The organism is Kribbella sp. NPDC050124 (genome assembly GCF_044460355.1).
Taxonomy (GTDB): Bacteria; Actinomycetota; Actinomycetes; order Propionibacteriales; family Kribbellaceae; genus Kribbella.
Window position 1 is genome coordinate 58221 of record NZ_JBITJU010000012.1, and the last position, 22079, is coordinate 80299.

Below are 22079 nucleotides of genomic sequence, written 5' to 3' on the forward strand. Positions count from 1 at the left end.
CCTTCGGCGGCGGGGTGGTTACGGTTTCGGCCAGGCCTCCCAGGCTGTCGCGAACATGTCGTCGACGGTGTAGGTGTTCTTCCAGTCGAGGTCGCGGGCGGCGAGGTCGCCGGCGGCCACGACTCGGGAGGGGTCGCCGGGGCGGCGCGGGCCCTCGCTGGGGGTGAAGTCGATGCCGGTGACCCGGCGGGCGGCGTCCATGATCTCGCGGACCGACGTGCCGGTGCCGCTGCCGAGGTTGTAGACGCGCTCCAGCGGCCGCCCGCCCTCGAGCGCCCGGGCGGCCGCGACGTGCGCGCGGGCCAGGTCGGCCACGTGGACGTAGTCCTTGACCGACGTGCCGTCCGGGGTGGGGTGGTCGGTGCCGTAGATCTGCGGGATCTTCCCCTGCGTCAGCAGGTCGCAGACGATCGGGAACAGGTTGTACGGGCTGGAGTCGTACACCGAGACGTCACCGGAGCCGACCACGTTGAAGTACCGCAGGGACGTGTGGTGCAACTCGACCGCGCGAGCCTGGTCCGCGAGCAGCCACTCCCCGACCAGCTTGGACTCGCCGTACGGGCTCTGCGGGTCCGGCGGCGTCTGCTCGGTCACCACCTCGACCTTCGGCGTCCCGTAGACACCCGCGCTGGACGAGAAGACGATGTTGCGGATCGCCTTGTCCGCCATCGCTTCCAGCAGCGACACCATCGCGGTCACGTTCTGCGTGTAGGTGTGCAACGGGCGCTCGACCGACACCCCGGCGTACTTGAACCCGGCCAGGTGCACCACTCCGTCGACCCCGTCGAGCGCGTCGCGGACCGCCGTGCCGTCGAGCAGGTTCGACCGCACGAACCGGACGCCGTCCGGGACGAACTCGGCCTTCCCGCTGGACAGGTCGTCGATCACCACCACGTCGATCCCGTCCGCGAGGAACGCGCGCACCACATGCGCCCCGATGTATCCGGCACCACCAGTCACGAGCCACGTCATGTCCTCGATCCTGCCACCACCCCACAATCCAGGGCGCACAGACGGGCCGAACCCGTACCATCAGGCAATGAAAGGACTTGTGCTCGCCGCCGGAGCCGGCCGCCGCCTCCGCCCGTACACGGACACGTTGCCCAAGGCACTCGTCCCGATCGACTCCCGGACGACCGTTCTCGACCTGACGCTGGCCAACTACGCCGAGGTCGGCATCACCGACGTCGCCATCGTGGTCGGGTACGCCGCCGACGCGATCGAGTCCCGCGTCCCGGCCTTCCAGAAGCGGTACGGCGTGACCCTCGAGCTGATCCACAACGACAAGGCCGAGACCTGGAACAACGCCTACTCGTTGTGGTGCGCCCGCGACGTTCTGTCGCAAGGCGTCCTGCTCGCCAACGGTGACACCGTGCACCCGGCCTCGGTCCAGCGCGCCCTGCTCGACGCCCGCGGCGACGGCCGGCGGATCATCCTCGCGCTCGACACCGAGAAGACGCTGGCCGAGGAAGAGATGAAGGTGATCTGGTCCGAGGCCGAAGGGGTCGAGCGGATCACCAAACTGATGGACCCGGCCACCGCCACCGGCGAGTACATCGGCGTCACCCTGATCGAGCCGACGGCCGCCGCAGACCTCACCGAAGCTCTGCGAGAAACCTGGGCACGCGACCCGCACCTGTACTACGAAGATGGGTACCAGATTCTCGTGGACCAAGGATTCCGGATCGACGTCACCCCGATCGGCAGCGTCGCCTGGGTCGAGATCGACAACCACGACGACCTGGCCCGGGCCCGGGAGATCGTATGTCCTACCTAGCCCGGATGATCCCGGCGCCGATCCTGGTCGACGTCCGGCACGGCGCGCTCGGCGACCTGCGCAAAGTGCTGGCCGACCAGCGCATCTCGTCGTCCGGCCGGATGGCGGTCGCGGTCGGGGCGACGTACGGGCCGGTGGTGCGGGAGAAGTTCCACCACGGCCTGCCGGGCGCGGACTGGTTCACCGTCGGCGGCGGCACGCTCGACGCCGCGATCAAGCTGGTCGAGGAGGTCAAGCTGCAGCGGTACGACGCGATCGTCGGGATCGGCGGCGGCACCGTGCTGGACGTGACCAAGTTCGCCGCCGCCCGGCTCGGGCTGCCGATGGTCGCGGTCGCCACGAACCTCGCCCACGACGGGTTCGCGTCGCCGATCTGCACGCTCGGCAACGACGCCGGCCGCGGCTCGTACGGCGTCCCGGCGCCGATCGCGGTCCTGGTCGACCTGGACCTGATCAGCCAGGCGCCGCCCCGGGCGGTGCGCAGCGGGATCGGCGAGATCGTCTCGAACCTGTCCGCGATCGCGGACTGGGAGACCTCGCACTTCCTGCGCGGCGAGTCGATCGACGGGCTGGCCGCCTCGCTGGCCCGGTCCGCCGCGCAGGCGGTGATGAACCACCCGGGCGGGATCGGCGACGACACGTTCCTCACCACGTTGGCCGAAGGTCTGGTGCTGTCCGGGATCTCGATGGTGGTGGCCGGGTCGTCCCGGCCCTGCTCCGGCGCCTGCCACGAGATCTCACACGCGATCGACCTGCTGCACCCGGGCCGGCAAGGCTTCCACGGCGAGCAAGTCGGCGTCGGCGCGGCCTTCGCCTGGTTCCTGCGCGGCGAGGTCGACCACTTCCATGCCACGGTCGACTGCCTGTACCGCCACGGCCTCCCGGTCCGTCCCGCCGACCTCGGCTTCACGCTCGACGAGTTCGCCGAGATCGTGGCCTACGCGCCACAGACCAGACCCGGCCGCTTCACCGTCCTCGAGGAAGCCGCCCTGACCCCGGAACGCATCAGCTTGAAGGTCGCCGACTTCAACGACCACGCCTACGTCCGGATCACCCAGCCCAGGATCACCCCGGAAGGACGCAGCCTCGACACTTGACGGCTCTGTTTGGATGGCTGTCGTGGATCTTGACTGGCCGGGGTGCCGAAACGTCCGGGATGTGGGTGGGCTGCCGACCGCTGACGGTGGGCGGATCCGGGAGGGCGTGCTGATCCGGGCGGACAGCCTGCAGTTCCTGTCCGCCGACCGCGTCGAGGTGGTACGGCGTTCCGGCGTCGGCCGGATCCTGGACCTGCGCGGCGACGGCGAGGTGGCGCTGTTTCCGACGCCGTTCACCGACGACCCGCTGGCGATTCGGCAGGCGCTGCAGGACCCGGCCGACCCGGAGCACGGGCAGGCGACGATCGTCGACGCGTGCACCTGGATGCTGGACCGGCGCCCGGAGCTCTTCGCGGCCGCGCTGAAGGCGATCGCGGATGCGCCCGACGGCGCGGTGGTCGTGCACTGCCACGGCGGCAAGGACCGCACCGGCATGGTCGTCGCGCTGGCGTTGAGCATCGCCGGCGTACCCGAGGACGAGATCGCCGCCGACTACTTCCGGACCCAGGGACAGCTGGCGGCCTGGCTCGCGGAGCAGCTGGCCGACGAGCCGGACACCTCGAAACATCCCGAGATGATCGAGTTCCGCGACACCCGGGCCGAGTCGATCATCGCGATCCTGCGCCACCTCGACGACAAGTACGGCGGCCCGGAGGCGTACCTGCGGCACGGCGGCCTCACCACCGACGACCTGGACCGGCTGCGCAAGCGCCTGACCTGAGTCACATCCAGGTCACTGAGCGCAGTACATTGGCCGGCATGCCGACCGCCGCCGAGCCGACCGGAGTGACAAGCCCGGCGGCGCTGGCCGAACGTTATGGGCTGACCAAGAGCTCGCAACGGCCGACGCTTCCCGCCTATCTGCGTGAGCTGTGGAGCCGCCGCAGGTTCGTGCTCAGTTACGCCACCGCACGCACCTACGCCATGTACGCCGGGGCCCGCCTCGGCTCGCTCTGGCAGGTGCTGACGCCGCTGCTCAACGCGGCCGTCTACTACCTCGCGTTCGGCGTCCTGCTCGGCACCAAGAACGGGATCGACAACTACGTCGCGTTCCTGCTCAGCGGCATCTTCGTCTTCACCTACACGCAGCGCTGCATGACCGAGGGATCCCGATCGCTGGCCCTCAACCTGTCGCTGATCCGCACCCTGCACTTCCCGCGCGCCACGCTCCCACTGGCCTACGTGCTCAACGAGCTCAACCAGATGCTGGTCTCGATGGGCCTGCTGTTCGTCATCGTCGGCGTGACCGACGGACTCGCCTGGCGCTGGCTGCTCGTCGTACCGGCGCTGGTGCTGCAGAGCATGTTCAACGTCGGGATCACTTTGATCTTCGCCCGGATCGGCACGTTCGTCTCCGACGTCAGCCAGCTGCTGCCGTTCGTCACCCGGACCTGGCTGTACGCGTCCGGGATCTTCTTCTCGCTGCCGGCCAAGCTGACCGAGGCGAACGCGCCGGACTGGGTGATCCACCTGCTCGCGCTCAACCCGATCTCGGCGTACATCGACATCGTCCGGCGCTCGCTGCTCTCCGAGCACGAGGCCAACCAGCTCCCGTACGCGTGGCCGATCGCGATCGGCTGGTCGTTCGTCGTCCTGGCCGGCGGACTGCTCTATTTCTGGCAGGCGGAGGACCGTTATGGGAGAGGCTGAGCCTACGGTCGTCGCGGACCGGGTGAACATCATCTACAAGGTGATCGCCGGACAGGGCGGCAAGGGTACGGCGGCCACCGCGTTCCGGCGGATCCTGAAGCGGCAGGACCGGCCGACGATCCGCGAGGTGCACGCGGTCAAGGACGTCACCTTCACCGCCTACCGCGGGGACGCGATCGGCGTGATCGGCCGCAACGGCTCCGGCAAGTCGACACTGCTGCGCGCGGTCGCCGGGCTGCTGCCACCCGCGTCCGGAGCCATCTACACCGGTGGCCGGCCGTCACTGCTCGGCGTCAACGCGGCGATGATGAACGACCTGACCGGCGACCGCAACGTCGTCCTCGGCTGCCTCGCGATGGGCATGTCTCCCACCGAGGTCGACCGCCGGTACGACGAGATCGTCGAGTTCTCCGGGATCGGCGACTTCATCGACCTGCCGATGTCGACGTACTCGTCCGGGATGCAGGCGCGGCTGAAGTTCGCGATCGCGTCGGCGAAGACGCACGACATCCTGCTCGTCGACGAGGCGCTGGCCACCGGGGACGCCGAGTTCCGGGTCCGGTCGGAGCGGAAGATCCGCGAGCTCCGCGACCAGGCCGGCACGGTCTTCCTGGTCAGCCACAGCCTGGACGTCGTCCTGGACACGTGCAACCGCGCCATCTGGCTGGACCAGGGCACGCTCCGCATGGACGGCCCCGCCGACGAGGTCGTCGCCGCTTACATCACATCAACCCGCGGCTGACGGCTTCTCGCGCAGGCCGACGAGGAAGCCCAGGCCCCACGAGACGTGCATGGTCGCGCAGACCAGCGGCATCCAGAACAAGGCCTTCCAGGGCAGGTAGCGGCCCTCGAACGCCGATCCGGCCAGCAGCAGGAGCCCGTAGCCGAGCGGGGCCAGGAAGCCCAGGTCGAGCCAGCTGTTCCCGGTGGCCAGGCCGATGATGCCGAGGATGGTGCCGACCGCCAGCAGGATGACCGCGATCGGCGGCGCCAGGTACCGCTTGTTCGCGGTCTCCGGGTGCCGGCGGATCACCTCACGGCGCCACTGGCCGGTGTGGAAGAACTGCTTGGCCACCGCGGACAGCGACGACCGCGGCCGGTAGGTGACGGACAGGTCCGGGCTGAACCAGATCAGGCCGCCGGTCTTGCGGATCCGGTAGTTCAGCTCCCAGTCCTGGGCCCGGTGCATGGTCTCGTCGAACCCGCCGACCCGCTCCAGCGCGGCCCGCCGGAACACCCCGAGGTACACGGTGTCCGCCGGACCCGCCTTGCCGCCCTGGTGGAAGGTGGACGCGCCGAGCCCGAGCCGGGAGCGGTACGCGCAGGCGACCGCCATCTCGGTCGGCGTCCGGCCCTCGGCCGCCATCACGCCGCCGACGTTGTCCGCGCCGCTCTCGGTGAGCACCTCGACCGCACGGGTGATGTACCCGTCGGTGAGGGCGCCGTGGCCGTCGACCCGGACCAGGATGTCGTGCTTGGCGTGCGCGATGCCGACGTTCAGCGCGGCCGGCGTCCTGCCGGTCGGGTTCGGCACGATCGCGATCCGCGGGTCACGGTCGGCGAGCTTCTCCGCGATCTCCTGGGTCCGGTCCTTGCTCGGGCCGATGGCGAGCACGACCTCGAGCTCGCCGGGGTAGTCCTGGTCGAGGACGCGGCCGACCGCCTCCTCGAGGTGGCGTTCCTCGTTCAGCACGGGCATCACGACGGACACGGGCGGCCAGTGGGACAGCGGCATATCAGGTCAGGCCTTACAGATCGAAGCGACGTCGTCGACGTCGGTGGTGGGTTTGGACGGTGAGCTGCTGGGTTTCGGGGTCTTCTTGGTGGTGCTGGTGGTCGGCTTGCTCGGAGTACTACGCGGAGTACTCGAGGTCTTACCGTCTCCTTCCGGGGCCGCCTTGTCCAGCGCTTCCGACTTTCCGACCGCCTCCGCGACCTTGGTCCTGATCAGCGCGAAGTCGGGGTCGCCGGTCCGGATCAACGGCGGGACCGCGGAGAAGCTTGACACCGGGAGCTTCTTCGCGTCCAGCGCGAGGTCGGTGAAGGTGCCCAGCTCACCGGCCGGAATATCGGTCTGGACCACTTGTTTGCTGGCCTTCGCGATGCCCTGGAACTTGGTCAGCACGGTCTGCGGCGACAACTGGTTCAGCATCGCCGACATCACGCACTTCTGCCGGGTCATCCGCTCGTAGTCGGTCGATCCCTCCCGGGACCGGGCGAACCAGAGCGCGTGGTAGCCGTCCAGGTGCTGGTTCTTGCCGGCCTCGATGTACCCCTTGATCGGCGAACTGCCGCCGCCGATCGGGACCCGCTTGCCGACGTCCAGGGTGATCCCCCCGACCGCGTTCAGCAGGTCGCGGAACCCGGCCAGGTCGATCAGCACGTAGTAGTTCACCTTCAGCCCGGTGATCGCCTCGACCGCCTGCCGGGTCGCGGTCACGCCGGGGTTCGGGTCGCCCGGGAACAGGCTCTTGTGCTCGGAGGCGTACATGTAGACGCCGTTCAGCAGGCAGTTCGACGCACAGTTCTCCCAGGTGAAGCCCTCGGGGAACTGCTTGGCCATCGCCGTGCCGGCCGGGAACGGGACCTTGGCCATGTTCCGCGGCAGGCCGATCAGCACGGTCCGGCCGGTGTCGGCGTCGACACTGGCCAGCGTGATGCTGTCCGGCCGGGTGCCGATCCGGTCCGCGCCGGAGTCGCCGCCGAGCAGCAGCACGTTGTAGCGGCCCTTCTCGGCCTTCGACTTCTGCCCGCTGCCGAACACGCTGGCGACGAAGTCGCGCTGCGTGTTCACGAGCACGCTGCCGTAGATCAGCGCGCCGACCACCGCGAACACCAGCACCGCGTCCAGGATGCTGGTGGCGAGCCGGTGGTTGCGCTCCAGCGTCAGCGGCTGGCCGAGCCGGTACGCGTCGACGAACAGCGCGGCCCAGCCGATCGCGAGCACGATCAGCAGGATCTGGACGATCCGCAGGGTGCCGGGCCGGGCCATCAGGTTGATCGTCCCGGACCGCCACACCAGCGACAGCAGGACCAGGAAGACGACGATCGCGATCAGCCCGGCGAGCACCCGCCAGGCCCACCGGCCGGCCGACTTGCTGCCGGCCACGATCTGCGCGGACCCGGGCAGCACCAAGGTCATCAGCACCAGCGCCAACGCCCGCTTGAACCGCACCGGCTCGCTGAGACTGCGCAGGTCAGGCTTCTCCTGCGGCATGACGTCCCTTCCGTTCTCCGTACGGCGCGGCTGCTGCCGACCGTACCTTGTCGTCCCCATCACCACCCGGTACGACGTGCCGGGCGGTGAGATGGTTCGAGCAGAGGCGGATCCGGAGACGAAGAGTAGCAGCCCTCTCACACAGCGCAGGAAAACCCGTGCAGTCACCCTGTGGACAGCCGGTTTCACGCAGTTGTGATGGTGGACGTCCGATCGATGCGTTACGAAGTGCTGCAACCACCTTCAGTGAGGACAGGAAACCGCCCCATGAAACTGTTCCGTACCCTCCTGGCTGCCACTGCAGCCGCCACCATGACCTTGCTCGGCACCGCCACGGCTCAAGCTGCCGAGGTCGCCGAGGCTGCCGCACCCGGCGCCGACTTCACCGGGATCGCAGCCCTCAGCAACTGTTCGGCGTCGCTGGTCCGGTACGCCGAGTCCGTCGACGCCGACCGGGCCCTCGTGCTCACCAACGGGCACTGCTACGAAGGTGGGTTCCTGAACCCGGGCGTCGTACTGGTGAACCGGGCGTCGAGCCGCTCGATCACGTTGCTCCGGCCGGACTCCAGCCGGGCCGGCACCGTCCGGGCCAGGCGGATCCTCTTCGGCACGATGACCAAGACCGACATGCTCGTGTACGAGGTGAACGAGTCGTACGCGTCGATCAGGTCCCGGCTCAACGTCACCCCGCTGACGCTGGCCAAGCAGGGCCCGGCGAACGGCGCCGGCATGTCGGTCGTGTCCGGCTACTGGAAGCGCATCTACACGTGCTCGGTGCAGGCGACGATCCCGCAACTGCGCGAGGGCAACTGGACCTGGCAGGACTCGATCAAGTACCAGCAGCCCGGCTGCGAGACGATCGGCGGCACGTCGGGCTCGCCGGTGGTCAGCACCTCGAACGGTGAGGTGATCGGTGTCAACAACACCGGCAACGAGGACGGCGAGCGCTGCACGGTGAACAACCCGTGCGAAGTCGACGCCGACGGCAACATCACGGTCGACCAGGGCGCCGCCTACGGCCAGCAGACCTGGTGGATCTACACCTGCCTGACCGCCAACCGCGCGATCGACCTGAACAAGTCCGGCTGCCAGCTCCCCAAGCCCGCCGCCCGCCGCTGACCGAGTGTGTACGGCGACCACCGCGCGTGGTCGCCGTACGCGCCTGACACCGGTGGAGTGACGCATCACACGGCCGATCCGGTAACGTCGCGGCGCATGGCAGTCGACTCCTCCACCGACCAGGTCAGTACGACGAATTGGCCCAGCCCCTTCGGGGTCCGGACCCGGTTGGTCGCGTCCAGTGCGCTGATGCTCTTCCTCGAGCTCGCGCTGATCCGCTGGACCGGCTCCAACGTGGTCCACCTCAGCTACTTCTCGAACTTCGTGCTGCTCGGCTCCTTCCTCGGTATCGGGATCGGCATCCTGCGGTCCAGCCGGGCGAAGCGGCTGCCGTACTACTCCCCGGTGATGCTGGGCCTGCTGGTCCTGGTGATCGCCTGGAAGCCGGTCACGGTCAACCGCGGCAGCTCCGAGAGCGTCATCTACTTCACCAGCCTGAACACCACCGGCCCGCCGACCTGGGTGATCCTGCCGATCGTCTTCGTCGCCGCCGCCGTGATCCTCGCCGGTCCGGCTGAGCTGGTCGGCCGGTGCTTCGCCGAGCTGCCGCGACTGACGGCGTACCGGTTCGACCTGATCGGCAGCCTGATCGGGATCGGCGCCTTCACCGGGCTGTCCTTCCTGGGCGCGCCGCCGATCTGGTGGGGCGTGATCGTCACCTGGATGTTCGGCGCGCTGATGATCCCGCGGACCGCCGAGTCGGGGCGCCGGACCGTCGCCATCGGACTGAGCGCGGCGATCACGCTGTCACCGCTGCTGGTGATGCTGGGCGTGCTGTTCCACGAGTCGAGGCAGCCGGAGAACAGCTGGTCGCCGTACTACAAGGTGCAGACCAAGAGCTACACCTGGCAAGGCGTTCCGCTGCTGACGATCACCGTGAACGGCGTCCCGCACCAGCAGGCGATCCCGGCGGACTCGCGGCTGCAGTGGGAACCGCAGTACGGCCTGCCGTACGAGCGGGCGAACGCCGGCAAGGACCCGAAGAACGTGCTGATCATCGGCGCCGGCTCGGGTTCGGACGTGGCGATCGCGCTGAAGAAGGGCGCGCAGCACGTCGACGCGGTCGAGATCGACCCGCGGATCCGGGACCTGGGCAAGCAACTGCACCCGGACCGGCCGTACCAGGACCCGCGGGTGACGTCGCACATCGACGACGGGCGCGCGTTCCTGTCCCGGACGGACAAGAAGTACGACCTGATCCTGCTGGCCCTGCCGGACTCGCTGACGCTGGTGAACGGCGCGAGCTCGCTGCGGCTGGAGAGCTACCTGTTCACCGAGGAGGCGTTCAAGAGCGCCAAGGAGCACCTCAACCCCGGTGGCTCGTTTGCTATGTACAACTACTACCGCGAGACCTGGCTGATCGACCGGCTCGCGTCGACCGCGGAGTCCGCGTTCGGGCACAAGCCGTGTGTCGACCAGGTCGGTGACGACCTGCAGCAGGCGGTGGTGACGGTCGGGCTGACCGAGGCCGACCAGACCTGTGGCGAGAAGGCGTGGGCCGGCCCGTCGTCGATCACGCCGCCGCCGGCGACCGACAACCGGCCGTTCCTGTACCTGTTCACCGACCGGATCCCGTCGCTCTACCTGGTCACCCTCGGCCTGATCATGGTGGCCGGGCTGATCGGGGTCGGGATCGCCGGCGGCGGTTCGTCGTACCGGCGGATGCGCCCGTACGCGGACCTGTTCCTGCTCGGCGCGGGCTTCATGCTGCTGGAGACCAAGAGCATCACCGGCTTCGCGCTGTTGTTCGGTACGACGTGGGTGGTGAACGCGATCGTGTTCGCCGGCGTCCTGGTCGCCGTCCTGGCCGCTGTCGAAGTGACCAGACGGTTCCGGACACCACCGTTGAAGGCCATGTACGTCGTCCTGTTCGGCGGCCTGGCGTTGTCGTGGATCTTCCCCGACGACTGGTTGCTGGCGATGCCGGTCGGATTGCGCGCGGTGGTCGCGGTGCTGATCGCGTTCCTGCCGATCTTCGCGGCGAACGTGATCTTCGCCAAGCGGTTCACCGACACCGCGGACGGGACCGCGTCGTTCGGCGCGAACCTGCTCGGCGCGATGCTCGGCGGCTGCCTGGAGTACGCCGCGCTGCTGATCGGCTTCGACGGGCTGCTGATCGTCGCCGCGCTGCTCTACGTCGGGGCGTTCATCCTGACACCGAAGGTCCGAACCGCGATCCGCACTTAGCGATCCTGCGGGCGGTCCTGCGGCCGCTCCGGGTTCGGCCCGGGGTGGTACGGCGGGAAGCCGCCGCCCGGCTGAGTCGGAAAGGTGTTCCCGGGCGGCGGATAGTTGCCCGGGGCACCTTGTCCTGGGAATCCCTGTCCCGGGCCGCCGCCCGGGAACGTGGAGCCCGGCCGGTTGCGGCGGCGGTTCCTGACCGCGCCGATGGTCAGGAAAGTGATCCCGAGACCAAGGAAGATCAGCAGCGAGAACACCGTGCCGAGGATCGACACCACGAACGCGAGCACCGACATCTTCGGCCCGGCGAAGTACGTCGCACTGGTCTCGTCGTCGGTGCAGGAGATGCTGTAGTCACCGGCGGGCACGGTCTCGACCGAGCGGGCGACGACGTACCAGGTGTCGGAGTTGATGGTGATCTGCTCGGACCCGCTCACCGGCTTGAGCGGGACGTCGGCGCCGTCGGCGGTCCTCGCCTCGCACGGCGGTGTGAGCACCGGGATGGACGAGTAGATCGTCAGCCCTTCCTTGTCCAGGTGGACGACGCCATCCCCGATCGGCTGCGGCGTCCGCGGCGCGGTGACGACGATCCGGTAGACGAAGAACCCGGTCAGCCCGATCCCGATCACGAAACACGCGACCGCGATCCAGGTCAGCGTCTTGCTCTTCTTCGGCTCCGCCTGCCCGGAATAAGTGCTCATCCACGTCCTCGCTTCGCTCCGGGCGCGGATGAGGCACGGGGTGCGCTGTGTTGAATTATGACCTCGCTGCGCTCGCTCATGGCTGAACGGTAGCGTCAGCTCGGGCTACGGCACGCCGAGCAACCGGAGGCCCGCCGCGGTCGCGGCGGCGGCCACCACGACGAGCACGAACGGGGCCTTGCGCCAGGCCAGGATGCCACCGACGAGCACACCGGCCGGGCGGGCGACCCCAGCCGGACCGTGGCCGTCCATCAGGGCGGCGGTCGCCACCAGGGCAGCAAGGAGGACGACAGCCGCGGCGGCGATGAACTGCTGAGCCCGCTCCGGCACCTCGAACCGGCTGCGCATCAACGGCCCGGCAAACCGCAACGAAAAGGTGCCAACAGCAAGCACCCCGATAGCGACCAGCAGCACGGGTGTGTTGGTCGTCATCTCGACACCTCCAAGGCGGGCTTGTCCGCGCGGTAGAACAGCAGGCCGACCAGGGCCAGCAGGACCGGCAGACCGGCCGGGAGGAACGGCGTCGCCGCGAGTGCGACCACGGTCCCCACCAGGGCCGCCGTACGTGTCGACTTGTCGCGCAGGGCCGGCAGGACCAGCGCAAGGAGCACGGCGGGGAAGGCGGCGTCCAGGCCGAACACGTCGGTGTCGGTGATCACGGTCCCGGCCAGGCCACCGACCAGGACGCCGAGGTTCCAGCAGACGAAGATCCCGATCCCGGCCGCCCAGTACGCCGCCCGCCGCTGCCGGAGCTCGTCCTGCCCGAGGGCGAAGGCGACGTTCTCGTCGGTCATCAGGTGGCTGCCCGGTACCCGGCGCCAGCCGCTGCCGATCACGTCGCTGACCGCCAGGCCGAACGCGACGTGCCGGGTGTTCACCAGCAACCCGGCGATCATCGCCGCGATCGGACTGCCGCCGGCCGCGACGATCCCGACGAACAGGAACTGCGAGGCGCCCGCGAACACCACGATCGACAACACCACCGGCACCCACAGCGGCAGGCCGCCGCCGACGCTGATCGCGCCGTACGAGAGCCCGACCACGCCGTCGGCGAGACAGACCAGCCCGATGTCCCGGGCCAGCCCACGGTCGAGTGTTCGCCAGATCGAACGCATGGGCATTATGATGAACAACAGGCCGCCCGTTCGTCAAGCCGAACAAACAGACCGATGGAGCGAACATCGATGGACAGCAAGGCACCGCTCGACGTGATCGCGGCCTCCCTGCGCCGGCATCGGGCCCGCGCGGGACTGTCACTGACCGAGGTGGCCAAGCGCGCCGGCGTCGCGAAGTCGACGCTGTCCCAACTGGAGTCCGGCACCGGCAACCCGAGCGTGGAAACCCTGTGGGCGCTGGCCGTCGCGCTCGACACCCCGTTCGCCGCGCTGCTCGACCCGCCCCGCCCCCAGGTCCAGGTGATCCGGGCCGGCGAGGGCCCGGTGATCTACTCCGACCAGGCCGAGTACGCCGCCACGCTGGTCGCCTCCTGCCCACCGAACGCCCGCCGCGACATCTACCGCATCACCGTCGCCCCCGGTCCCGGACGCAAGTCCGAACCCCACATGCCCGGCGTCGTCGAACACGTAGTCCTCAGCTCAGGCCGAGCCCTCGTCGGCCCCATCGAGTCCCCGATCGAGCTGAACCCAGGCGACTACGTCGCCTACCCCGGCGACCACCCCCACCTCTTCCAAGCCCTGGAAGAAAACACCTCAGCCGTCCTGGTCTCGGAGCACGTGTGACGGCTGGCGGGTTCCGTCACCGCTGGCGGGTTACAGCACGCCAGCGGTGACACAACCCGCTATCGATGCCTTAGGCAACTAACTACAGTTTGCGGCCGACGCCGCCGGCGATGCACTCCTCGACCTGGTTGAGCGGCTTGACCCGGGGGCCGTCCGGCCACCAGTCGTCGCACAGCACCAGGCCGGGCGGGATCAGCTCCTGGTCGGGGAACAGCTCCAGCAGTTGCTCGCGGGTGCGGAAGACGCCACTGCCCATCGGGCTGTGGGTGAACTTCTCCTCCATCTTGCGCGCGATCTCGGAATGCTCCGGGGTCTGCGGGTCGAAGAAGTGCGCGACCACCGTGTACGACCCCGGCACCACGGCGTCGACGTACTTCTGCATGATCGCGGGACCTTCGGTGCCGATGTAGTGGTGCAGGGTGCCGTTCTGGATCACGGCGATCGGCTGCGAGAAGTCCAGGAAGTCCTTCACCTCGGGCAGCCCGAGCACCTCGTCGGGCTCGAAGATGTCGGCACTGACGAACAGCGTGTTCTCGTTCTCCTCGAGCAGCGCGCGGCCGTGCGCGAGCACCACCGGGTCGTTGTCGATGTACAGGACCTTCGCCTCGGGCTTGAGCCGCTGCACCACCTGGTGGGTGTTCTCCGCGGTCGGCAAGCCGGAGCCGCAGTCGAGGTACTGCGTAATACCCGCCTGGCCGGCCAGGAAGCGGCAGGCCCGGATCAGGAAGTTCCGGTTCGACCAGGCGAGGTCGTTCACCTGCGGGGCGACCGTGGCCACCTGACGCAGCACCTCGCGGTCGATCTCGTAGTTGTCCTTGCCGTTCAGCGCGGCGTCGTACACCCGGGCGATGCTGGCCCGGGTGGTGTCCACACCGACCGGAATCGAACTGGGCGCCTTGGTGGCATCGGGCATCGGCGAACCTCGCAGCTGTCGGGATGTGTGTGGGACGACTCTACTCACCGTAGGGGCCGGTGAACACGGGGTGCACACGCGTGGGGTTGGACCGGGTCACATTCTGTTGTGAAATGATCGATCGGCGTGATGTGACGATCTGGGGAGGCGAGGGTGACTGAGCCGGGCGCGTACGGCGGGCCGACCGCGCTGCGCATCATGCTCGGCGCCCACCTGCGCCGGCTCCGCGAGGAGTCCGGAATCACCCGCACCGACGCCGGCTGGGCGATCCGCGGCTCGGAGTCGAAGATCAGCCGGCTGGAGCTCGGCCGGGTCGGCTTCAAGGTCCGCGACGTCGACGACCTGCTCACCCTCTACAAGCTGGACGACCCGGCCGAGCGCGAGCGCCTGCTCGACCTGGCCCGGCAGGCGAACAACCCCGGCTGGTGGCAGCGGTACGACGACGTCACGCCGACCTGGTTCCACTCCTACCTCGGCCTGGAGATGGCGGCCGACCTGATCCGTACCTTCGAGCTCCAGTTCGTGCCCGGCCTGCTGCAGACGCCGGAGTACGCGCGGGCCGTGTTCCAGCTCGGCCGGGACAAGCCGATGCAGCCGGAGGAGCGCGAACGCCTGGTCACGCTGCGGATGTCGCGCCAGCAGGCGCTCACCCGGACGAATCCGGCCCGGCTGTGGGCGGTCGTGGACGAGGCCGTGCTGCGCCGCCCGATCGGCAACAAGCAGATCCTCAAAGCGCAGCTCGAGCACCTGATCGTCGCGTCCAAGCGGCACAACGTCACGCTGCAGGTCATCCCGTTCGACAAGGGCGGGTACGGCGCGACCGGCGGCGCGTTCACCCTGCTCCGGTTCAACGACGCCGACCTGCCGGACATCGTCTACATCGAGCACCTCACCAGCGCCGTCTACGTCGACAAGCGCGACGAAGTCGACGGCTACACCATCACCATGGACACCCTGTCGATCTCGGCCGCCCAGCCCCGCGAGACCGAACGCCTCATCCGCAACGCCATCGACCTGCTCTAACCCCGCCCCTCTGGTTGGCTGACCCACCAGAAGGCGGGTTGGCCAACGGGATCCTGGAGTGCGAACCCACACCCTGGTGGGTCAGCCAACCAGAGGGAGTCAGCCGGCGAGCGCTCGGGGTTTGGCGCCGGGGCCGGGGCGGATGGCGATCTCGCGGGCTCCCGGCTCGTGCCCGGCTTCACAGCGCAGTACGACGCTGACCTGCTCACCGCACTCGCGATGCTGCGGCACGATCGGCGGACCGCCGTCGAGCGGGAGGTACTGGTCGCCCCACTGGATCATCGCCACCAGCACCGGGTACAGGTCGAGCCCGGCCTGGGTGAGGCGGTACTCGTACCGCTCGCGCTGCCCGGGCAGCCGGTACGGATGCCGCCGCAACAGCCCGCGCTCGATCAGGGCCGCGAGCCGCTCGGTGAGCACCTGCCGCGGGATCCCGGCCCGGACCCGGATGTCCTCGAACCGCCGGACACCGACGAACAGCTCACGCAGCACGTGGAACGTCCACTTGTCACCCAGGATCTGCATCGTCCGCGAGATCGTGCAGTTCTCGGTCGACCAGTTCATCGCCTCGGGCACCTGCGCAGTCATATCCCGAGGATAAGTCCGCTTGACAGACTCAGCCAAGTCAGGCAAGGCTGAATCCGTGAACCAGACTCAGCCGCCGATGATCCGGCGCGCCGGCGAACCCGACGCGGAGGATCTGACCACGATGCTCACGGGGCTGACCGACCTCAGCCTCTACCTCCGGTTCCAGACCGCCATCGGCCGCCCACCGCGGCCCGCGCTGGTGCTGCGCATGCTCTGCCCGTCCGGCCAATCGTGGGTCGCCACCCGCGACGACCGAGTCGTCGGCCACGCGATGTGGGCCTGGGCGATCGGGTACGACGAACAGACCGCCGAGCTGGCCGCCGTCATCAGTGAACCCGAGCAGCGGCGCGGTCTCGGCGTACGGATGCTGTCGATCGCCGCCGCGGATGCGATCGCGGCCGGTGCGACCCGGTTCCTGTTCGTGGTCAGCCCGGCCAACGACCGGACTCTCCGGATGATCCGGCGCCGCTGGCCGGACGCCACGGTCGAACGCGAGGGCGCCTTGGTCAACTTCCTGGTGTCAGCGAAGCTCCCGGAAGAACGCCCGGATGTCGCCGACGAGCAGGTCTGGCGCCTCGAGCGCGGCGAAGTGACCGCCGCGGGCAAAGTCCGACCAGTGGACGATGCGGTGGCGGCGCTCTAGCACCCGCCGGATCGCCGGATCGGTCGGGAACACCGCGACCCCGGTCGGCACCCCGGACGGCTCGGCCGGATCGTCGGCCGCCACGCGGTTCTCGTAGTACAGGTTGGCGGACGACGCACTGGTGTTGGTGAACCAGTAGATCGACGCATCGGTCAGCAGGTGCTCGAGGCCGACCGCGTCCTCGGGCAGCGCCCGGGCTGGATCGGTCCACTCCCAGAACTTCTCGACGATCCAGGCCAGCTGCCCGACCGGCGAGTCGCTCAACCCGAACGACACCGTCTGCGGCCGCGTGCCTTGCAGTACGGCGTACCCGGTCCCGACCTCACGCAGCCGCTCAGCCGCCGCCAGCCGTTCCCGCTCGACCTCGGTCAACTGATCGACGTCGCCGGGCTCGATCGGCGGGAATGCCAAGCCCCCATTGATGTGTACGCCGATCACGTGCGCCGGATCGACATGCCCGAGCAGTGGTGACACGACCGATCCGGTGTCGCCGCCTTGGGCGCCGTACCGCTGGTAGCCGAGGCGCGCCATCAGCTCGGCCCACGCCTGCGCGATCCGCCGATGGTTCCAGCCCGGCGACTCGAGCGGCACCGAGAAGCCGTGGCCGGGCACCGACGGCGCGACGACGTGGAAGGCGTCGCGCGGATCACCGCCGTACGACGCGGGATCGGTGAGCGGACCGAGGATCGGCAGGAACTCGGCGACCGAGCCCGGCCAGCCATGCGTGAGGATCAGCGGCAGTGCGTCTGGCTCGGGTGATCGCGCGTGCAGGAAGTGAATCGTCTGCCCGTCGATCCGGGTGGTGAACTGCGGGTACTCGTTGAGTCGCGCTTCCCAGGTCCGCCAGTCGAACGACTGCCAGCGCTCGACGAGCTGCCGCAGGTACTCGACCGGGACCCCACGCTCCCACCCGGCGGCGGGCAGTTGCCGCGGCCAACGAACGCGCCGCAGCCGCTCGGCCAAGGCGTCCAGCGCCTCGTCCGGGACGTCGATCCTGAACTCTCGCATGCCCCCGAACCTACGCGGCCGGAATACCGCGCGACCGCGGCCGGGTTGTGGTCGAGATGATCCTCGTGACCGGCGCCACCGGGAACCTCGGCCGTGAGCTCATCGCGCAACTGCCCGCGGATCAGGTCCGCGCCCTCGGCGCTGGGCCGCAGCCTCACCTTCGACCCGACCCCGTTCGACGAGGCACGAGCGCAACTGCTCGCCGACGGTCGTCCGCCGGCGTTGGTCGAGGCGCTCGTCGACAGCGCCGAGAACCGCCCACGGTCCGATCTCGTCAGCCCCGCCGTACGCGACCTGACGGGCCGACCCGCGCGCAGCTTCCACGAGTGGGCCGACCGGAACGCCGACGCCTTCAGTCCTCGATGACGACGATCGGCACACTCACGTAGTCGTGACCGGCGCGGTCCACAGGCCGACGATGCCGTCGATGAGGCCGTCGGCCATCTCCTGCCAGGTGGCGCGCGCGGTTGGCACGCCCTCGGCTTGTGCGCGCTCGAACTCGGCGGTCATCTGGATGATCAGGTGCCTGGCCATGTCGCCGCGTTCCATCCGCACCGGCACCGGCAGGTCGGCCAAGCACTCGTTGAGTCCGTCGAGGATCTGCCGCAGCGTCGGCGAGTTGAGCGACTCCTCGATCTGAATCTGACGCAGCGACGGATCGGTCATCAGCTGCGCGCTGAACCGCGCGAGCCAGCTGGGGTTGCCCAGACTGCCCATGTGGTCGGTCGCCGACCGCACCAGGCAGGTCACCCAGTCGCGGACGTCCGCGTCACTGCCGAGCTCGGCCAGCAACTCCCGGCGCCGCGCCTCGATCGGTTCGGAGTGCTTGCGCACGATCGCCCGGACCAGGTCGGTCTTGGTCCCGAAGTGGTAGCCGACGGCCGTGTTGTTGCCCTGGCCGGCCGCCTCACTGATCTGCCGGTTGGACACCTCGTGCACACCGTGCTCCGCGAACAACCGTTCCGCCGTCTTGAGGATCAGCTCACGGGTCGCATGCACGCGCTCGGACCGTTCCGCCTTCGCCATCATCATGCCGAGTCCACAGTCTGCTCACTGTGTGTCATCGGACATCACCTCCGAGTTGATGTCATCCCAGCTTGCCCGGTGGGCTTGTTTAAGTCAACTGCCTGACTTACAGTCTAGTTGCATAAACCAACTATTCAACTCGTCCTACTCGGAGGCTTGTGATGTCCGCAGTCCCCTCATCGGTGGAGGCGCCACCAGCGCCTGTGCGCACCGATGCCGTCGTACCGGTGCTCGCGTCGGCCGGCATCACGGTCGCGCTGATGCAGACCCTGGTGATCCCACTCGTCCCGGAATTGCCCAGACTGCTGAACGCCTCGGCCGCCGGGACCGCCTGGGCGATCACCGCCACGCTGCTCGCAGCCGCCGTGGCCACGCCGATCGTCGGCCGGCTCGGCGACATGTACGGCAAGCGCCGGATGCTGCTGCTCAGCCTGGGCATGCTCGTCACCGGCTCGATCGTCGCCGCCCTCAGCGACTCGCTGACCCCGATGATCGTCGGCCGCGCGCTGCAAGGCCTCGCCGCCGGCGTGATCCCGCTGGGCATCAGCATCATGCGCGACGAGTTGCCGCCCGAGAAGCTCGGTACGGCGACCGCGCAGATGAGCGCGTCCCTCGGAGTCGGCGGCGCTCTGGGTCTGCCCGCGGCCGCGTTGCTGGCCGAGAACTTCAACTGGCACACGCTGTTCTGGATCTCCGCCGCGCTCGGCATGGTCGTGTTCGGCCTGGTCCTGCGCTTCGTCCCCGAGTCCGCGGTGCGCTCCGGCGGCCGCTTCGACGTACTCGGTGGGGTCGGTTTGTCGGCCGGTCTGATTTCGTTGCTGCTGGCAATCTCACAGGGCGCCGACTGGGGCTGGACCAGCGGGCGCACGCTCGGCCTGTTCACGTTGGCCGTGGTCGCGCTACTGGCGTGGGGCTGGTGGGAACGCCGTACGCCGGAGCCGCTGGTCGACCTGCGGACCACGGCCCGTCCTCAGGTGCTGCTGACGAACCTCGCGTCGATGGTGTTCGGGTTCGCGATGTTCGCCATGTCGCTGGTCCTGCCACAGCTCCTTCAGATGCCCAAGGCAACTGGATTCGGGCTCGGCCAGTCGATGCTCGGCGCCGGCCTGGTGATGGGCCCGTCCGGGCTGGTCATGCTGCTCACCGCACCACTGTCGGCGAAGATCTCCCGGACTCGCGGCCCGAAGGTGACCCTGATGCTGGGCGCCGTGGTGGTCGCCGCCGGGTACGGCGTCGGCGTCGTACTGATGTCCGCCGTCTGGCAGCTCGTCCTCGTCTCCGTCCTGATCGGCGCCGGCATCGGTCTCGCGTACGGCGCCATGCCCGCGCTGATCATGGCCGCCGTACCGGTGTCGGAGACCGCGGCCGCGAACAGCCTGAACACCCTGATGCGCTCGATCGGCACCTCGGTCTCCAGCGCCGTCGCCGGTGTCATCCTGGCTCAGCTCACCATCAACCTCGGCGGCTACACGCTCCCGTCGCAGAACGGCTTCCGCGTCGTCCTGATCATCGGCGCCGCCGCAGCCCTGGCCGCCCTGGCCGTCGCCTCCTTCATCCCCACCCGCAAGTCCACCGCGGAGTCCCCGGCTCGATCCGAGGCCGAGACCACCCGAGCCGCGGTTTCCTGACGGAGAAGGCGCCCAGCGGCGGGATGTGGCGCATACTGGGACCCTGATGGATTCATCTCGCGCGACGACGCGTCGTCACCTGTCCACGAGTCCCTTCAAACCCCGCGTGCCGGACCCGATCAAAGTCTTCGAGGTCGGCCAGCGGGTGTCCCACGACAAGGAAGGCCTGGGCCGGATCAGCACGGTCGACGGCGGCCACGCGGTCGTCGTCGACTTCGGTGGTGGCAAGCTGATGCGTGTCCTCGCCCCGTTCGCCAAGCTGCACGCCCTCTGACACCTGTCTCACTCGATTCCGGCCAGGAACACCAAAGTCCGCTGCCTGAGGACGGCGGCAGCTGATTCGTCGTACGACGGGAGGGACGAGTCGGCGAAGAGGTGTTCCTTGCCGGGATAGAGGAAGAGCTCGGCCTGGTCGGTGGCCGCGACGAGGGCGCGCGCGGCGTCGAGGTCGCCGCCCTCCTCGGTGAAGAACGGGTCCTGGTCCATGCCGTGGATCTGCACCGGGACGCCGTCCGGCCAGCTGCCGAACTCCTCGACGGGCAGGCAGGAGTAGTAGAACAACGCACCCCTGGCGCCTGGACGGGTCTGGGCCAGCTGCTGCGCCGGCATCACGCCGAGCGAGAAGCCCACGTAGACGAGCGCTTCCGGCAGGCTCTCGGCGGCCGCGACACCGCGCTCCAGGAGCGTGCCGAAGCCGACCTTCTTGGCGTACTCCAGCCCCTCCTCCAGGGTCGCGAAGGTGTGGCCGTCGTACTGGTCAGGCAGGTGGACGGTGTGGCCCGCCTGGCGTAGCTCGTCGGCGAACGCCCGCACGCCGCCGGTGAGTCCCTGCGCGTGGTGGTACAGCACGACCTCGGCCATGATCAGCTCCAATGATCCAAATATTTCGAACGATTGGCGATGTTAGTCTGATCCGATCATGCCGATCAAGGGGCCGGTGCCGGATTACGAGCTCGAGGACACCATCGAGCTGACCACGGCCGAGCAGGTCCGGGCGATCAGCGACCCACTGCGGACGACGATTCTCGGCCTGCTGCACGAGCGCGCCGCGACGGTGACCGAGCTCGCGGCTGCGGTGAAACGGCCGAAGAGCACAGTCGCGCACCACGTGAAGGTGCTGGCGGACGCGGGCATCCTGCGGGTGGTCCGGACCCGGCGGGTGCGCGCGATCGAGGAACGCTTCTACGGCCGGGCGGCACGCATGTTCTACGTCGGACTCGGTCGCTCAGGACCGGACGGCGAACAACTGCCGCCGGACTTCAACGACTTCGAGGTCGCGGCCAAGGAGTCGACCTCCGCCTACGACGCCGGCCAACTCCGCTCCTTCATCCGGCACGCCCGCATCCCCGAGGAACGCGCCGCCGAGTTCTGGCAAGGGGTCGACCGCCTGATCCACACCTTCGACCAACTCCCCCGCTCCGGCGACACCACCTACGGCTTCACCGTCGGCCTCTACCCCATCCTCGACTACCCCACGCTGCCGCCGGCGCAAGACGAAACCTGACTACGTCGGTGGATGGCCTGTTCCGCAGTGTGCTCGCCGATGTGCCGACCCACCTCGGCGGTGTCGGCAGCGGCGTACTGATCACTCTCCAGCAAAGCGGACTGGCGCTCGGTGGCGCGACGCTCGGCACGCTGTACCTGGGCGGTGCCGAGCGGAACACGCCGCACGCCTTCGCCACCGTCGAATCCGTGCAGATCGCCATCATCGCCGCCTTGGCACTCGGCGCGGCCGCACTCCCGCGCTTCACCAAGGCGTCCTGAACGCC

Annotated in this window: 25 protein-coding genes and 1 pseudogene; 15 read left to right on the forward strand and 11 right to left on the reverse strand. The window is 68.9% G+C overall.

The genetic code is table 11. From position 1 onward, the window contains the following. Nucleotides 1-18 precede the first annotated feature (18 nt). On the reverse strand, nt 19-972 hold the full coding sequence (gene galE / locus ACIBL3_RS26010) for a UDP-glucose 4-epimerase GalE (RefSeq protein ID WP_396356168.1): 954 nt from the start codon (nt 970-972) through the stop codon (nt 19-21). 67 nt (nt 973-1039) lie between these two features. On the opposite strand from galE, the gene ACIBL3_RS26015 reads away from it, so the two are divergent. The 5 genes from ACIBL3_RS26015 to ACIBL3_RS26035 are packed head-to-tail and all read left to right on the forward strand — an operon-like array spanning nt 1040 to nt 5266. Next, a complete protein-coding gene (locus ACIBL3_RS26015; protein ID WP_396356169.1) occupies nt 1040-1777 on the forward strand; it encodes a sugar phosphate nucleotidyltransferase in 738 nt (245 codons plus the stop codon). Then, a complete protein-coding gene (locus tag ACIBL3_RS26020; protein ID WP_396356170.1) occupies nt 1765-2874 on the forward strand; it encodes an iron-containing alcohol dehydrogenase family protein in 1110 nt (369 codons plus the stop codon). The genes ACIBL3_RS26015 and ACIBL3_RS26020 overlap by 13 nt, the downstream gene beginning before the upstream one ends. Nucleotides 2875-2896: 22 nt before the next feature. Then, nucleotides 2897-3595, forward strand: a complete 699-nt coding sequence (locus ACIBL3_RS26025; RefSeq protein ID WP_396356171.1) for a tyrosine-protein phosphatase — start codon at nt 2897-2899, stop codon at nt 3593-3595. 38 nt (nt 3596-3633) lie between these two features. Then, the gene (locus ACIBL3_RS26030; RefSeq protein WP_396356172.1) at nt 3634-4524 is read left to right on the forward strand and encodes an ABC transporter permease; all 891 of its coding nucleotides are present in this window, start codon (nt 3634-3636) and stop codon (nt 4522-4524) included. Next, nucleotides 4511-5266: an ABC transporter ATP-binding protein gene (locus tag ACIBL3_RS26035; protein WP_396356173.1), complete on the forward strand. Its 756-nt coding sequence runs from the start codon at nt 4511-4513 to the stop codon at nt 5264-5266. Before ACIBL3_RS26030 ends, ACIBL3_RS26035 begins: the two co-directional genes overlap by 14 nt. Here the strand turns inward: ACIBL3_RS26035 and ACIBL3_RS26040 are convergent. Both ACIBL3_RS26040 and ACIBL3_RS26045 read right to left on the reverse strand, forming a co-directional pair. After that, nucleotides 5252-6259 carry a glycosyltransferase family 2 protein gene (locus ACIBL3_RS26040; protein WP_396356174.1) on the reverse strand — a complete coding sequence of 336 codons (1008 nt, stop codon included), beginning with the start codon at nt 6257-6259 and terminating at the stop codon, nt 5252-5254. The two genes, ACIBL3_RS26035 and ACIBL3_RS26040, sit on opposite strands and share 15 nt — an antisense overlap. Before the next feature lie 6 nt (nt 6260-6265). Beyond that, the gene (locus ACIBL3_RS26045) at nt 6266-7801 is read right to left on the reverse strand and encodes an LCP family protein (RefSeq protein WP_396356175.1); all 1536 of its coding nucleotides are present in this window, start codon (nt 7799-7801) and stop codon (nt 6266-6268) included. Between the two features lie 207 nt (nt 7802-8008). On the opposite strand from ACIBL3_RS26045, the gene ACIBL3_RS26050 reads away from it, so the two are divergent. Both ACIBL3_RS26050 and ACIBL3_RS26055 read left to right on the forward strand, forming a co-directional pair. Then, a complete protein-coding gene (locus ACIBL3_RS26050; RefSeq protein WP_396356176.1) occupies nt 8009-8860 on the forward strand; it encodes a serine protease in 852 nt (283 codons plus the stop codon). A gap of 96 nt (nt 8861-8956) precedes the next feature. Beyond that, a complete protein-coding gene (locus ACIBL3_RS26055; RefSeq protein WP_396356177.1) occupies nt 8957-11047 on the forward strand; it encodes a spermidine synthase in 2091 nt (696 codons plus the stop codon). On the opposite strand, the gene ACIBL3_RS26060 is transcribed toward ACIBL3_RS26055, so the two are convergent. From ACIBL3_RS26060 to ACIBL3_RS26070, 3 genes are all read right to left on the reverse strand, one after another. Then, nucleotides 11044-11742: a DUF3824 domain-containing protein gene (locus ACIBL3_RS26060; protein ID WP_396356178.1), complete on the reverse strand. Its 699-nt coding sequence runs from the start codon at nt 11740-11742 to the stop codon at nt 11044-11046. The genes ACIBL3_RS26055 and ACIBL3_RS26060 overlap by 4 nt on opposite strands. A 105-nt stretch (nt 11743-11847) precedes the next feature. Beyond that, on the reverse strand, nt 11848-12174 hold the full coding sequence (locus tag ACIBL3_RS26065; protein WP_396356179.1) for an AzlD domain-containing protein: 327 nt from the start codon (nt 12172-12174) through the stop codon (nt 11848-11850). Beyond that, complete coding sequence (locus tag ACIBL3_RS26070) at nt 12171-12857, reverse strand: AzlC family ABC transporter permease (protein ID WP_396356180.1); 687 nt, start codon at nt 12855-12857, stop codon at nt 12171-12173. Before ACIBL3_RS26070 ends, ACIBL3_RS26065 begins: the two co-directional genes overlap by 4 nt. Before the next feature lie 69 nt (nt 12858-12926). Between ACIBL3_RS26070 and ACIBL3_RS26075 the strand changes: the two genes are divergently transcribed. After that, nucleotides 12927-13481: a helix-turn-helix domain-containing protein gene (locus tag ACIBL3_RS26075; RefSeq protein ID WP_396356181.1), complete on the forward strand. Its 555-nt coding sequence runs from the start codon at nt 12927-12929 to the stop codon at nt 13479-13481. 82 nt (nt 13482-13563) lie between these two features. On the opposite strand, the gene ACIBL3_RS26080 is transcribed toward ACIBL3_RS26075, so the two are convergent. Beyond that, nucleotides 13564-14394 (reverse strand): SAM-dependent methyltransferase, encoded by an 831-nt coding sequence (locus ACIBL3_RS26080; RefSeq protein ID WP_396356182.1) that lies wholly within the window; start codon nt 14392-14394, stop codon nt 13564-13566. A gap of 153 nt (nt 14395-14547) precedes the next feature. On the opposite strand from ACIBL3_RS26080, the gene ACIBL3_RS26085 reads away from it, so the two are divergent. Next, the gene (locus tag ACIBL3_RS26085; RefSeq protein ID WP_396356183.1) at nt 14548-15417 is read left to right on the forward strand and encodes a helix-turn-helix domain-containing protein; all 870 of its coding nucleotides are present in this window, start codon (nt 14548-14550) and stop codon (nt 15415-15417) included. A gap of 99 nt (nt 15418-15516) precedes the next feature. Here the strand turns inward: ACIBL3_RS26085 and ACIBL3_RS26090 are convergent, their stop codons facing one another. After that, on the reverse strand, nt 15517-16005 hold the full coding sequence (locus ACIBL3_RS26090; protein ID WP_396356184.1) for a winged helix-turn-helix transcriptional regulator: 489 nt from the start codon (nt 16003-16005) through the stop codon (nt 15517-15519). A gap of 208 nt (nt 16006-16213) precedes the next feature. On the opposite strand from ACIBL3_RS26090, the pseudogene ACIBL3_RS26095 reads away from it, so the two are divergent. Next, nucleotides 16214-16456: pseudogene (locus ACIBL3_RS26095) on the forward strand (GNAT family N-acetyltransferase); the annotation flags it as partial. A gap of 69 nt (nt 16457-16525) precedes the next feature. On the opposite strand, the gene ACIBL3_RS26100 reads toward ACIBL3_RS26095, so the two are convergent. Continuing rightward, nucleotides 16526-17656: an epoxide hydrolase family protein gene (locus ACIBL3_RS26100; protein WP_396356185.1), complete on the reverse strand. Its 1131-nt coding sequence runs from the start codon at nt 17654-17656 to the stop codon at nt 16526-16528. Between the two features lie 93 nt (nt 17657-17749). On the opposite strand from ACIBL3_RS26100, the gene ACIBL3_RS26105 reads away from it, so the two are divergent. Beyond that, nucleotides 17750-18022 carry a hypothetical protein gene (locus tag ACIBL3_RS26105; RefSeq protein WP_396356186.1) on the forward strand — a complete coding sequence of 91 codons (273 nt, stop codon included), beginning with the start codon at nt 17750-17752 and terminating at the stop codon, nt 18020-18022. A 15-nt stretch (nt 18023-18037) separates the two neighbouring features. Here ACIBL3_RS26105 and ACIBL3_RS26110 read toward each other — a convergent pair whose 3' ends face one another. Beyond that, nucleotides 18038-18688 (reverse strand): TetR/AcrR family transcriptional regulator, encoded by a 651-nt coding sequence (locus ACIBL3_RS26110; RefSeq protein ID WP_396356187.1) that lies wholly within the window; start codon nt 18686-18688, stop codon nt 18038-18040. Between the two features lie 197 nt (nt 18689-18885). On the opposite strand from ACIBL3_RS26110, the gene ACIBL3_RS26115 reads away from it, so the two are divergent. Further along, entirely contained in the window at nt 18886-20310 is a 1425-nt protein-coding gene (locus tag ACIBL3_RS26115) for an MFS transporter (RefSeq protein ID WP_396356188.1), read from the forward strand. A gap of 46 nt (nt 20311-20356) precedes the next feature. Next, nucleotides 20357-20584 (forward strand): hypothetical protein, encoded by a 228-nt coding sequence (locus ACIBL3_RS26120; protein ID WP_396356189.1) that lies wholly within the window; start codon nt 20357-20359, stop codon nt 20582-20584. An 8-nt stretch (nt 20585-20592) separates the two neighbouring features. On the opposite strand, the gene ACIBL3_RS26125 is transcribed toward ACIBL3_RS26120, so the two are convergent. Then, on the reverse strand, nt 20593-21171 hold the full coding sequence (locus tag ACIBL3_RS26125) for a dienelactone hydrolase family protein (RefSeq protein WP_396356190.1): 579 nt from the start codon (nt 21169-21171) through the stop codon (nt 20593-20595). 58 nt (nt 21172-21229) lie between these two features. Between ACIBL3_RS26125 and ACIBL3_RS26130 the strand changes: the two genes are divergently transcribed. Both ACIBL3_RS26130 and ACIBL3_RS26135 read left to right on the forward strand, forming a co-directional pair. Then, a complete protein-coding gene (locus ACIBL3_RS26130) occupies nt 21230-21814 on the forward strand; it encodes an ArsR/SmtB family transcription factor (protein ID WP_396356191.1) in 585 nt (194 codons plus the stop codon). A gap of 8 nt (nt 21815-21822) precedes the next feature. After that, nucleotides 21823-22074: a hypothetical protein gene (locus tag ACIBL3_RS26135; RefSeq protein ID WP_396356192.1), complete on the forward strand. Its 252-nt coding sequence runs from the start codon at nt 21823-21825 to the stop codon at nt 22072-22074. Nucleotides 22075-22079 lie beyond the last annotated feature (5 nt).